The organism is Citrobacter arsenatis, from assembly GCF_004353845.1.
Taxonomy (GTDB): Bacteria; Pseudomonadota; Gammaproteobacteria; order Enterobacterales; family Enterobacteriaceae; genus Citrobacter; species Citrobacter arsenatis.
Genome location: NZ_CP037864.1, coordinates 4,186,029 through 4,198,295 on the forward strand (window position 1 = coordinate 4,186,029; position 12,267 = coordinate 4,198,295).

A 12,267-nucleotide genomic window follows, 5' to 3' on the forward strand; every position below is an offset into this window, starting at 1 on the left:
AAAATCAGCAATTAAGAGTTAGCGTACCAGATAGCCGCCATCGACAACTAATAGATGTCCATTCACATAATTGGATGCCTGACTCGCTAAAAATACGGCTGCGCCCATTAAATCCTGAGTATCCCCCCAGCGATTAGCTGGAATATGATCCAATACCCGCTGATTAGTTTCCGGATTACTACGAGTGGCCAACGTAATATCGGTCGCATAATACCCTGGGGCAATACCATTAACCTGAATATTATATTGTCCTAATTCATCGCAATATGCCTTGGTGAAACCGGCAAGCGCATGTTTAGTGGCTGAATAAGCTGGTGACCACTGCCCGCCAAGGTAGGAGAATAAGGAGCAAATGTTAATAATTTTCCCGCTATTTTGCGGGATCATAATTTTTGCCGCTTCATAGCTCAGTTCAAACGCTGCCGTCAGGTTAACGTCAATCATCGGATCCCAGTCCGCACGCCCAAAATCCAGCACCTTATTCAGCTTACAAATCCCGGCGTTGTTGACCAGAATATCGACCGTGCCGAAGCGTTTGCAGCAGGCGGCGATGATCTTCTCCGGTGCGCCTTTCTCAGTGATATCCACCTGCATGAACTCGACTTCAACACCCTGTTTTTCAATAATTTCTTTGGTTTCACCGTTATCTTTCACAAAGCTCGGGATAAACAGGTTCGCCCCCGCCTTCGCCAGCGCCATGGCAAAAGCCTGACCCAGCCCGCTATTGCCGCCGGTGACAATCGCCGTTTTACCTTTCAGCGAAAAGAAATCCATTGAGAATGCATTAAGAGATTCGATCGACATAGTTTGGCTCCAAATTCTTTTAGGCAAAAAAAAAGAAAGGCAACTTCCCCTGCTAGAGGGAAGTCACCTTTCTCATTATCTCTGGTAACTGGCGTAAATTTTTAGCACAACACCCGCACTTCTAATGTGATCGTAATCACAGATGACTATTTCACATCATAATTAAATGTAAAGCTACGAAGCGTGATTATTCTCACACTAAAACCCACGCTGACATGCTATTCCTAATTGCAATTACTAGAGACCAGAGAAAAGTAATCCACCTGAAAAGGCGGTTTACTTTTCTCTTTTTTTCGTCTATACAAAAATGAGATCACGATATGCAACAAACCTCATATCGCCGTTGGATAACCCTCGCCATTATTAGTTTTAGCGGCGGCGTCAGCTTTGACCTTGCCTATTTAAGATATATCTACCAGATCCCCATGGCAAAATTTATGGGATTCAGCAATACCGAAATTGGACTAATTATGAGTACATTTGGTATCGCTGCGATTATTCTTTATGCTCCCAGCGGGGTTATTGCTGATAAATTCTCCCATCGCAAAATGATTACTTCGGCCATGATTATTACCGGGTTGCTCGGTTTATTAATGGCGACTTATCCTCCGCTGTGGGTCATGCTATGTATCCAGGTTGCCTTTGCCATCACCACAATTCTGATGCTGTGGTCGGTATCGATTAAAGCCGCCTCTCTGCTTGGCGATCACAGCGAGCAGGGAAAAATCATGGGCTGGATGGAGGGGCTGCGCGGCGTGGGCGTGATGTCGCTGGCGGTATTTACCATGTGGGCATTTTCCCGCTTCGCACCCGATGACAGCAACAGCCTGAAGACGGTAATCGTTATCTACAGCGTGGTGTACATCCTGCTGGGCATACTGTGCTGGTTTTTCGTCAGCGATGCCCCTGCGCACAGCAACGCCGCGACAGAAGAGAAAAAATCGTTCCAGCTACGCGATATTCTCGCCGTGCTGCGCATCAGCACCACCTGGTACTGCAGCATGGTGATTTTTGGCGTCTTTACTATCTACGCCATCCTGAGCTATTCCACCAACTACCTGACCGAAATGTACGGTATGTCGCTGGTGGCCGCGAGCTATATGGGGATCGTGATCAACAAAATCTTCCGCGCCATCTGCGGCCCGCTGGGCGGCATTATTACCACCTATAGCAAGGTGAAATCGCCGACCCGCGTCATTCAGCTGCTGTCGATCGTTGGAGTGCTGGCGCTTATCGCACTGCTGGCCACCAACTCGAACCCGCAGTCCGTCGCCATGGGGATCGGCCTGATTCTGCTGCTGGGCTTTACCTGCTACGCCTCTCGCGGACTTTACTGGGCCTGTCCCGGCGAAGCCAGAACGCCTAACTACATCATGGGCACCACCGTTGGGATCTGCTCGGTAATCGGCTTCCTGCCCGACGTTTTTGTCTATCCGATTGTCGGCCACTGGCAGGACACCCTTCCTGCCGAAGAAGCCTATCGCAATATGTGGCTGATGGGCTTAGTCGCGCTGTGCATGGTGATCCTCTTTACCTTCCTGCTGTTCAGGAAAATACGCAGCGCCGATACAACACCAGAAAACAAGACAGCGCTGGCCGCTGAAACAACCGGCGAGTGATGGTGAAAATTTAAAGGAGAATAATAATGTCAAAGAAATACATCATTGGAATCGATGGCGGGAGCCAGAGCACCAAAGTCGTGATGTACGACCTGCAGGGCAATGTGGTTTGTGAGGGAAAAGGCCTGTTACAGCCGATGCATACCCCGGATGCCGATACCGCAGAACATCCCGACGATGATCTATGGACCTCTTTATGCTTCGCCGGAAAAGATCTGATGAATCAATTTGCGGGCCATAAAGAAGATATTGTCGGCATCGGGCTGGGCTCCATCCGCTGCTGTCGCGCGTTGCTTAAAGCGGACGGCACACCCGCAGAACCGTTAATCAGCTGGCAGGACGCCCGCGTTACCCGACCTTATGAGCATACTAATCCTGATGTGGCCTGGGTTACCTCATTTTCGGGCTATCTGTCGCACCGGTTAACCGGCGAGTTCAAAGACAACATCGCCAACTACTTTGGTCAGTGGCCGGTGGATTATAAAACCTGGTCGTGGAGCGACGATGACGAGGTGATGAAGAAGTTTAACATCCCGCGCCACATGCTCTTTGACGTGCAGATGCCGGGGACAATCTTAGGCCATCTTACCGAACAGGCCGCTCTCGCTACCGGCTTCCCGGCGGGTTTGCCCGTTGTTTGCACCACCAGCGACAAACCGGTCGAAGCCCTCGGCGCAGGGCTGCTGGATGATGAAACGGCGGTTATCTCGTTAGGCACCTATATCGCCCTGATGATGAACGGTAAGCAGTTGCCGAAGGATCCCGTGGCGTATTGGCCGATTATGTCTTCCATTCCTGAAACGCTGCTGTATGAAGGGTACGGCATTCGTAAGGGGATGTGGACGGTCAGTTGGCTGCGGGACATGCTGGGCGAATCCTTGATTCAGGATGCCAAAGCGCAGGGGCTCTCACCGGAGGATCTGCTCAATAAGAAAGCCTCGGTCGTCCCTCCGGGCTGTAACGGCCTGATGACCGTGCTGGACTGGCTGACCAATCCATGGGAGCCGTACAAACGCGGCATCATGATAGGCTTTGACTCCAGCATGGACTATGCGTGGATTTACCGCTCGATTCTGGAGAGCGTGGCGCTGACGTTGAAGAATAACTACGACAATATGTGCAATGAAATGAACCATTTCGCTAAACACATCATCATTACCGGCGGGGGTTCAAACAGCGATCTGTTTATGCAAATCTTCGCCGATGTGTTCAACCTACCGGCCAGGCGTAACGCCATTAACGGCTGCGCGAGCCTCGGCGCCGCCATCAATACGGCAGTCGGGCTGGGCCTGTATCCTTCTTATGAAACGGCCATCGACAATATGGTCCGGGTAAAAGATGTGTTTATGCCGGTTGAACAAAACGCCAGTCGTTATGAGGCGCTTAATAAAGGCATTTTCAGAGAGTTAACGCAGCACACCGACGTTATTTTGAAAAAATCGTATCAGGTGACTCACGGGAACCTGGATAACGTTGACGCCATTCAAAGCTGGTCAAACGCGTAGCAGATACGCCGGGTGGCGACATCCACCCGGCAAAATATCAGGCAATATTCAGATACTTGTGCGTTTGCATCGACAAACGCCAGTTACGTGCAATACAGGTATCAATACACAAACGCGTCGCATCTTCTTTCTGGCTGATTGGCTGTAAGGCGATGATTCGCGGTTTGTCGTCGCTCAACGTTGCCAGCAGTTCATCCAGCGCTTCAATATCACGAACGCGCCCAACGGGATGTTTGATTTCATTTGCGCGCTCCAGCGCCTGCGACAGCACATCATAGCCACCGCGCATATTCACCTTCGGCGATACGGTCACCCAGGTATTCGGCGTGCAGCGTACTTCGTGGGTACCGCTGGTTTCAATCTGGCAGCTAAAGCCGTTTTTTTCCAGCAGGTCAGTCAGCGGCATCAGGTCATGAATGCAAGGTTCTCCACCGGTGATCACCACGTGACGGGCGGTGTAGCCCTGACGCAAAATGACCGCCAACAGATCTTCGCTGCTCGCCGCGCCCCATTTGTCGCTCTCTTTAGTCTTGGCCAGGATGCTGTACAGGGAGACTTCCCGATCCTCAAGCTTATCCCAGGTGTGTTTGGTATCGCACCAGGCACAGCCAACCGGGCATCCCTGTAAACGAATAAAAATGGCGGGGACGCCGGTAAAGTAACCCTCACCTTGCAGGGTCTGGAACATCTCGTTAATCGGGTACTGCATAGCGTTCTCAATATGGGGATAAACGATAATTATCGCAGATCCCCGCCAAAGTATCATGCCCCATCGATGCTTTACGAGGCGATTGCCGCGACAAAGCGCGCCGTTATCTGCTGCGGACGGGTGATAGCGCCCCCAACCACCACGGTGTGAGCGCCTAATGCCAGGCAACGGGCGGCGCGTTCCGGGGTATCGACGTTTCCTTCCGCTATGACCGGTATGCTGACCACAGCCAATACCTCACGTAAAAAACCGCAGTCGTTTTCCGCCAGCACATGTCCGGCAGTGTCGGCGGTATAACCGTAGAGCGTGGTGCCCACGCAGTCAAAACCCAAACGCTCGGCGGTCGCCGCTTCGTCTACGGTAGCAATATCCGCCATCAGCAGTACTGACGGGTAGCGAGCGCGGATTTGCGTGACCAGTTCTTCTAGCGTTTGTCCACCGGGGCGCGGGCGCGCTGTCGCATCCAGAGCAATAATTTCCGGTTCAACGGTCATCAGCTCGTCCACTTCCTGTAGGGTGGCCGTAATAAATACATCGCTGCCCGGGTAATCACGCTTGATAATCCCAATCACCGGCAGAGAGACGCTCTCTTTGATCGCACGAATGTCCACCACGCTATTCGCACGGATACCTACCGCACCACCCTGCTCTGCCGCCAGCGCCATACGCGACATAATAAATGAACTGTGCAGAGGCTCATTTTCCAGCGCCTGACAGGAGACGATTAATTTACCTTTCAAGGAATCCAGTACAGTTTTCATTACGATAAGATCTCTTCGACTTCGTTTTTAATGATGGTGACATGCGGGCCATAAATCACCTGAACACCGTTTCCGCGAATAATTACGCCACGCGCTCCGGTCGCTTTCAGCGCCGCTTCATCTACCTTGCTGCTCTCTTTCACCGTCACGCGTAAACGTGTGGCGCAACAGTCCACTTCTTCCAGATTCTCTTTGCCTCCCAACCCGGCGATCACTGCCGCTGCACGCTCACTTTGTGGCAGGCTGGACTCAGTCATGGTTACATTTTCACGACCAGGCGTTAACCAGTTAAAACGGTTAATCAAATAGCGGAAGGTGAAGTAGTAAAGGAAGAACCACGGAATCCCCACCATGGGGACGTACATCCAGTTGGTTTTAGCTTCCCCCTGTAGTACGCCGAAGAGGAGGAAATCGATAAGCCCCCCCGAAAAGGTTTGCCCAATAGTGATATGTAAAATATGAGCCATCATAAACGCCAGGCCATCGAAGAAGGCGTGAATGACGTATAACACGGGTGCGACAAACAGGAAGGAGAACTCGATAGGCTCAGTGATCCCCGTAAGGAATGAGGTCAGGGCCGCAGACAACAGCAGGCCAGCAACAAGCTTTCTGTTCTCCGGCTTTGCTGTGTGGTACATCGCGAGGCATGCGCCAAGCAGGCCAAACATCATGGTGATAAAGCGCCCGGACATAAAGCGCGAGGTACCGGCATAAAACTGCTGCGTATTCGGATCGGCAAGTTGGGCAAAGAAAATACGCTGGGTGCCTTCAACCAACTGACCGTTGACGATTTCACTCCCGCCCAGCGCCGTCGTCCAGAACGGCAAATAAAAGATGTGGTGTAAACCCAGTGGGCCAAGCATACGCAGGATGAAGCCGTACAACAGCGTCCCCAGATAGCCCGTCGCATCCACCAGGCCACCCAATCCAAAAATGAGTTTCTGGAAATGTGGCCAAACCACCGTCATGATGGCCCCCACAACTATCGCGGCAAGGGAGCTAATAATCGGTACAAAGCGCGAACCGCTGAAGAAACCAAGGAACTGAGGTAGTGAGACTTTATTGAAACGGCTATGCAGCGCACAGGTGACAAGGCCAATCACTACCCCACCAAAAACGCCCGTTTCCAGGGTCTGAATACCCAACGTCATTCCCTGGCCTACGGCTCCAGGATTCTCGTGTGCCAGCGTTCCATTGAGTGTCAATAAGGCATTTATAGTGGCATTCATCACCAGAAAGGCCAGCAATGCCGCAAGCCCGGCGGTGCCTTTATCCGTTTTCGCCAGCCCTACGGCGACACCCACCGCAAAAAGCACCGACAAGTTGGCAAACACAATAGAACCCGCACTGGTCATGATCGTGAAGATTGCCTGCAACCAGTCAACGTTCAAGAACGGATAAGCCGTCAATGTGTTTGGATTCGACAGCGCACCACCAATCCCTAACAACAGTCCCGCAGCAGGCAGTACCGCAATCGGCAGCATGAACGATTTGCCGAACCGCTGTGCCTTTTCAAACCATGCGCCCGATGAGGCGCCGCTAAACATTTGCATCATATTTTCATCTCTCCGAATAGTGATGAAAATTTTTACCATAATAATTACACATAATGAAAATTATCATCAAAATCCAGGAGGACGATCATACTTTTTTAAAATGACTGGCATCTCTCCCCTGCTTTCCGCCACACTATCAGCAGAGAAACGCATTAAGGATTTTGCATGTCAGAAAATGAAAACCTGCTGCTGAGATTGCGCCAGGGCGTTGACGGATATAGCCGAACACAGCAGAAGCTGGGAGAGTTTGTGCTCAGCGATCCGGCAAAAGTTGTCTACCTGACAATTACCGAACTGGCCCGTGAAAGCGACACCAGCGAGGCGAGCGTCACGCGTCTGTGCCGTACGCTGGGGTGTAAAGGCTACAACGAATTCAAGATGGCGCTGGCACTCGATCTCCAGCAAGAACAACCGGTAGAGCACAGCGGGGATGAAATTGACAATGTGGTCAATGAATCGGTGCAAGCACTGCAGGACACTGCAAAATTACTCGACAGGACATTACTTGAAGCAGCCGCCCTTGCATTGCATCAAGCTCAGTCGGTACAAATTTATGGCGTAGCGGCCAGCGCTATTCTGGGGGAGTATTTACATTACAAACTCCTGCGCCTCGGCAAGCCTGCACAATTGTTCAGCGACATGCATCGCGCAGCCATGAACGCCACAACGCTTAACAAAAATACGCTCGTGGTAGCGATTTCCAGTTCCGGCTCGACGCGCGATCTGCTGCATGTCGTTAAACTGGCGCGTAAGCAAGGCGCGCGCGTACTGGCGTTGAGTAATACACCGCGCAGCCCGTTGGCTTCGCTGAGTGATATTCAACTGGTCGCAGCCAAACCCGAAGGTCCGTTAAGTGCCGGCGCGCTAAATGCCAAGGTGGGAGTGATGCTGTTGGTAGAACTTCTCACCACATCGCTGATTGCGCTGGATGAAAAGTACGGTGATGTGAGCCAGCAAACCGCCAGCGCGACCTTACCGTTGCTGCTTTAAAGACATAAAAAAACCCGCCGCAGCGGGTTTTTACGTTAAGAGCTAAAGAACAGGATTACGCCTGACCTTTGATCTCTTTACGACCGTTGTACGGTGCTTGTTCACCCAGAGCTTCTTCGATACGAATCAGCTGGTTGTATTTAGCAACACGGTCAGAACGGCTCATAGAACCGGTTTTGATCTGGCCTGCAGCGGTACCCACAGCCAGGTCAGCAATGGTAGCATCTTCAGTTTCGCCAGAACGGTGAGAGATGACAGCGGTGTAGCCAGCGTCTTTCGCCATTTTGATCGCAGCCAGAGTTTCGGTCAGAGAACCGATCTGGTTGAATTTGATCAGGATGGAGTTAACGATGCCTTTCTCGATACCTTCTTTCAGGATCTTGGTGTTGGTTACGAACAGATCGTCACCAACCAGCTGGATTTTGTCGCCCAGTACTTTAGTCTGGTATGCGAAACCGTCCCAGTCAGACTCGTCCAGACCATCTTCGATGGACACGATCGGGTACTGTTTGGTCAGGTCTTCCAGGAAGTGAGTGAATTCTTCAGAGGTGAACGCTTTGTTGCCTTCGCCAGCCAGAACGTATTTACCGTCTTTGTAGAATTCAGAAGCTGCACAGTCCATCGCCAGAGTGATGTCGGTGCCCAGCTCGTAGCCAGCTGCTTTAACCGCTTCAGCGATTACAGCCAGAGCTTCAGCGTTGGAACCCAGGTTCGGCGCGTAGCCGCCTTCGTCACCAACTGCGGTGTTCATACCTTTAGCTTTCAGAACTTTAGCCAGGTTGTGGAACACTTCAGAACCCATACGAACGGCTTCTTTCAGAGTCTTAGCGCCAACCGGCTGAATCATGAATTCCTGGATGTCGACGTTGTTATCAGCGTGCTCACCACCGTTGATGATGTTCATCATCGGAACCGGCATGGAGTATTTACCCGGAGTACCGTTCAGTTCAGCGATGTGTGCATACAGCGGCAGGCCTTTAGCAGCAGCTGCTGCTTTGGCGTTCGCCAGGGACACAGCCAGGATGGCGTTTGCACCGAAGTTGGATTTGTTTTCAGTACCGTCCAGATCGATCATGATCTTGTCGATGCCAGCCTGATCTTTAGCATCTTTACCCAGCAGAGCCTGAGCAATTGGGCCGTTAACAGCTGCAACAGCTTTCAGTACGCCTTTACCCATGAAACGGGATTTGTCGCCATCGCGCAATTCCAGTGCTTCGCGGGAACCAGTAGAAGCACCTGACGGAGCTGCTGCCATACCAACGAAACCACCTTCCAGGTGTACTTCGGCTTCAACAGTCGGGTTACCACGGGAGTCGATGATTTCACGACCGATGATTTTAACGATTTTGGACATTAGATTTTCCTCAGTACAAGTTAAACTAAAACTCCAGACAAACAATGCACCCTGATGGGTGCATTGCCGTTCTAACTTATTTACTTCTTACTTCGCCTGACGCTTCTGATGTTCACTGGCGGCTTTCACAAAGCCGGCAAACAGCGGGTGCCCATCACGTGGCGTGGAAGTAAATTCCGGGTGGAACTGACAGGCCACGAACCACGGATGATTCGGTACCTCAATGATCTCGACCAACTGATCATCACCGGAACGGCCTGCAATACGCAGACCCGCAGCTTCAATCTGTTTCAACAGCATATTGTTGACTTCGTAACGGTGGCGATGGCGTTCAACAATTGTCGGTGCGCCGTACAGTTGACGAACCAGACTATCGTCGCTCAACTGACACTGCTGCGCGCCAAGGCGCATTGTGCCGCCCAGATCGCTCTTCTCGGTACGGACTTCAACGTTACCGTCTTCATCGCGCCATTCGGTAATCAGGGCCACCACTGGGTACTTACAGTCTGGCACAAATTCCGTGGAGTTGGCGTTATCCATACCCACTACGTTACGTGCAAACTCAATCAACGCAACCTGCATACCCAGGCAAATGCCCAGATAAGGAATATTGTTCTCACGCGCAAAGCGCGCCGTCGCGATTTTACCTTCAACGCCACGGTAGCCGAAGCCGCCAGGGATCAGGATTGCATCAAGACCTTTCAGGATCTCAACGCCACGCGTTTCGACATCTTGCGAATCGATCAGCTTGATGTTGACGGTGACACGATTCTTCAAACCACCGTGCTTCAGGGCTTCGATAACTGACTTATAGGCATCCGGCAGTTCAATGTACTTGCCGACCATACCGATAGTCACTTCGCCTGCCGGATTCGCTTCTTCGTAAATAACCTGTTCCCATTCTGACAGATTAGCTTCCGGACAGTTCAAGCTGAATCGTTTACAAATATAATCGTCAAGGCCCTGAGATTTCAACAGGCCCGGAATTTTATAGATGGAATCGACATCTTTCAGAGAAATCACCGCTTTTTCCGGAACGTTACAGAACAATGCAATTTTTGCACGTTCATTAGCCGGAACTGCGCGATCGGAGCGGCAAATCAGGATATCTGGCTGAATACCGATAGAAAGCAGCTCTTTTACCGAGTGCTGAGTCGGTTTAGTTTTGACTTCACCCGCCGCCGCCATATACGGAACCAGCGTCAGATGCATAAACAGCGTGTGCTCACGACCAATTTCAACGGCCATCTGGCGAATCGCTTCAAGGAACGGCAGAGATTCGATATCCCCAACGGTTCCGCCGATTTCGACCAGAACAACATCATGACCTTCGCCGCCTTCCAGAACACGTTCTTTAATAGCGTTCGTGATGTGCGGGATAACCTGAACGGTCGCGCCCAGGTAGTCGCCACGGCGTTCTTTACGCAGAACGTCGGAGTAGATACGGCCAGTGGTGAAGTTGTTGCGGCGGCTCATTTTAGTACGGATGAAACGCTCATAGTGACCCAGGTCCAGGTCGGTTTCAGCGCCGTCTTCGGTAACGAACACTTCCCCGTGTTGGATTGGGCTCATAGTACCTGGATCGACGTTGATGTACGGATCCAGTTTCATCATGGTCACATTGAGGCCACGGGCTTCAAGAATGGCTGCCAGGGAGGCTGCGGCAATGCCTTTTCCCAGAGAGGATACGACCCCGCCGGTCACAAAAATATAGTTCGTTGTCATGCTGGACCTGAGAAGTTAGGGTGAAACGATGGAATTACCAAGACGGGAAAGTAGTATACCCGAACATGACGAGCGCCACAAACTTTCATTATTCCCTCTCCTTCGTTCTTCAAGCCGCACCGGTGTTGACTTCCTTCACTCCCCTCAGTCACATAGCATTTCTATGTTCCTGGGGATTCTTTCAGTCGCCGCCTTGTTGCGACTCGAATAACTCGAAGAGGCAGTATACAAGGTGTTTCATCAACATAACGGGAAGAGAAAATAGCCTCTTTTGGGTAAATGTTTTTGACGTAAATCAAGCGCTTGTTATTTAAAAAATCACACAAATCGCCCTTGACCGACGAAATCCCTTAGAGATCAATTTCCTGCCGTTTTACCTGTTGCCAGACTTCTTCCATAGTTTCCAGATCAACACCTGTCATTTCCAGTCCGCGAGCAGCCACAATTCGCTCAACCTCACGAAAACGTCGCTCAAATTTCTCGTTCGCTTTTTGCAATGCGGTCTCTGCTTTGGTGCCTAAATGCCGGGCCATATTGACCGTAGCAAACAGCAGATCGCCCATTTCCTCCTCCAGTTTAGCCTGGTCGACAACAGCCTGCTTCGCCTCAAACATGACTTCGTCGATCTCTTCGTAAACCTTGTCGACAACCGGTCCTAATGTTTTCCAGTCGAAGCCAACATTTGAGCAGCGTTTCTGGATTTTTTGGGCGCGCATTAATGCTGGTAAACTACGGGGAATATCGTCGAGCGCGGAATGCTGCGCCTTCTCGGCGCGTTCTTCGCTTTTGATTTGCTCCCAGCGGATCAGTACCTCAGTGCTGTTACTGGCAGAAACATCGGCAAAAACATGCGGGTGGCGGCGTTCAAGCTTATCGCTTATCGCAGCACAGATATCATCAAAGTTGAAGCGCCCTTCTTCCTGCGCCATCTGGGCGTAAAACACCACCTGGAACAGCAGGTCACCCAACTCTCCACGCAGATCGTCGAAGTCTTCACGCGCAATCGCGTCCAGCACTTCATAAGTTTCTTCAAGGGTGTAAGGGGCAATAGTGGCGAATGTCTGCTCTTTGTCCCACGGACAGCCGTTTTCCGGGTCGCGCAGGCGCTGCATAATATCGAGCAGTCGATCGATTTGGTTCATTGGAAAATCCTGGAAATTTGAATGACTGTAGGCCGGATAAGGCATTTATGCCGCCATCCGGCGCTGCGAAATCGCCGGATGGCGGCTTCGCCTTATCCGGCC

The 12,267-nt window shown here is 51.4% G+C and carries 10 protein-coding genes; 3 read left to right on the plus strand and 7 right to left on the minus strand.

Annotation, left to right across the window (positions count from 1 at the left end; all coding sequences use genetic code 11):
* Positions 1-18: 18 nt before the first annotated feature.
* Positions 19-804, minus strand: a complete 786-nt coding sequence (locus E1B03_RS21150) for an SDR family oxidoreductase (RefSeq protein ID WP_006687031.1) — start codon at positions 802-804, stop codon at positions 19-21.
* 320 nt (positions 805-1,124) lie between these two features.
* Here E1B03_RS21150 and E1B03_RS21155 point away from each other — a divergent pair, with 320 nt between their 5' ends.
* Both E1B03_RS21155 and E1B03_RS21160 read left to right on the plus strand, forming a co-directional pair.
* Complete coding sequence (locus E1B03_RS21155) at positions 1,125-2,423, plus strand: MFS transporter (RefSeq protein WP_133086870.1); 1,299 nt, start codon at positions 1,125-1,127, stop codon at positions 2,421-2,423.
* A 26-nt stretch (positions 2,424-2,449) separates the two neighbouring features.
* Positions 2,450-3,928: an FGGY-family carbohydrate kinase gene (locus E1B03_RS21160; RefSeq protein WP_133086871.1), complete on the plus strand. Its 1,479-nt coding sequence runs from the start codon at positions 2,450-2,452 to the stop codon at positions 3,926-3,928.
* Positions 3,929-3,965: 37 nt separating this feature from the next.
* On the opposite strand, the gene queE is transcribed toward E1B03_RS21160, so the two are convergent.
* The 3 genes from queE to E1B03_RS21175 all read right to left on the minus strand — a co-directional run bounded on the left by queE (position 3,966) and on the right by E1B03_RS21175 (position 6,954).
* Positions 3,966-4,637, minus strand: coding sequence for a 7-carboxy-7-deazaguanine synthase QueE (gene queE / locus E1B03_RS21165; RefSeq protein ID WP_043017395.1), 672 nt, complete (start codon positions 4,635-4,637; stop codon positions 3,966-3,968).
* A 71-nt stretch (positions 4,638-4,708) separates the two neighbouring features.
* A complete protein-coding gene (locus E1B03_RS21170) occupies positions 4,709-5,398 on the minus strand; it encodes an N-acetylmannosamine-6-phosphate 2-epimerase (protein ID WP_103769139.1) in 690 nt (229 codons plus the stop codon).
* Positions 5,398-6,954 carry a maltose/glucose-specific PTS transporter subunit IIC gene (locus tag E1B03_RS21175; RefSeq protein WP_103769327.1) on the minus strand — a complete coding sequence of 519 codons (1,557 nt, stop codon included), beginning with the start codon at positions 6,952-6,954 and terminating at the stop codon, positions 5,398-5,400. Before E1B03_RS21175 ends, E1B03_RS21170 begins: the two co-directional genes overlap by 1 nt.
* A 165-nt stretch (positions 6,955-7,119) precedes the next feature.
* Between E1B03_RS21175 and E1B03_RS21180 the strand changes: the two genes are divergently transcribed.
* Positions 7,120-7,944, plus strand: a complete 825-nt coding sequence (locus E1B03_RS21180; RefSeq protein ID WP_103769138.1) for a MurR/RpiR family transcriptional regulator — start codon at positions 7,120-7,122, stop codon at positions 7,942-7,944.
* 55 nt (positions 7,945-7,999) lie between these two features.
* On the opposite strand, the gene eno is transcribed toward E1B03_RS21180, so the two are convergent.
* The 3 genes from eno to mazG form a co-directional block, all read right to left on the minus strand.
* Positions 8,000-9,298 (minus strand): phosphopyruvate hydratase, encoded by a 1,299-nt coding sequence (gene eno / locus E1B03_RS21185; RefSeq protein ID WP_103769137.1) that lies wholly within the window; start codon positions 9,296-9,298, stop codon positions 8,000-8,002.
* 87 nt (positions 9,299-9,385) lie between these two features.
* Positions 9,386-11,023, minus strand: a complete 1,638-nt coding sequence (gene pyrG / locus E1B03_RS21190; protein ID WP_003034127.1) for a glutamine hydrolyzing CTP synthase — start codon at positions 11,021-11,023, stop codon at positions 9,386-9,388.
* Between the two features lie 350 nt (positions 11,024-11,373).
* Positions 11,374-12,165 (minus strand): nucleoside triphosphate pyrophosphohydrolase, encoded by a 792-nt coding sequence (gene mazG, locus E1B03_RS21195; protein WP_133086872.1) that lies wholly within the window; start codon positions 12,163-12,165, stop codon positions 11,374-11,376.
* Positions 12,166-12,267 lie beyond the last annotated feature (102 nt).

Excerpts from the sequence above, each read along its gene's own strand:
- mazG (WP_133086872.1), bottom strand. The coding sequence starts at position 12,165 with ATGAACCAAATCGATCGACTGCTCGATATTATGCAGCGCCTGCGCGAC.
- E1B03_RS21150 (WP_006687031.1), bottom strand. The coding sequence starts at position 804 with ATGTCGATCGAATCTCTTAATGCATTCTCAATGGATTTCTTTTCGCTG.
- E1B03_RS21160 (WP_133086871.1), top strand. The coding sequence starts at position 2,450 with ATGTCAAAGAAATACATCATTGGAATCGATGGCGGGAGCCAGAGCACC.
- E1B03_RS21170 (WP_103769139.1), bottom strand. The coding sequence starts at position 5,398 with ATGAAAACTGTACTGGATTCCTTGAAAGGTAAATTAATCGTCTCCTGT.
- E1B03_RS21175 (WP_103769327.1), bottom strand. The coding sequence starts at position 6,954 with ATGATGCAAATGTTTAGCGGCGCCTCATCGGGCGCATGGTTTGAAAAG.
- eno (WP_103769137.1), bottom strand. The coding sequence starts at position 9,298 with ATGTCCAAAATCGTTAAAATCATCGGTCGTGAAATCATCGACTCCCGT.
- E1B03_RS21155 (WP_133086870.1), top strand. The coding sequence starts at position 1,125 with ATGCAACAAACCTCATATCGCCGTTGGATAACCCTCGCCATTATTAGT.
- queE (WP_043017395.1), bottom strand. The coding sequence starts at position 4,637 with ATGCAGTACCCGATTAACGAGATGTTCCAGACCCTGCAAGGTGAGGGT.
- E1B03_RS21180 (WP_103769138.1), top strand. The coding sequence starts at position 7,120 with ATGTCAGAAAATGAAAACCTGCTGCTGAGATTGCGCCAGGGCGTTGAC.
- pyrG (WP_003034127.1), bottom strand. The coding sequence starts at position 11,023 with ATGACAACGAACTATATTTTTGTGACCGGCGGGGTCGTATCCTCTCTG.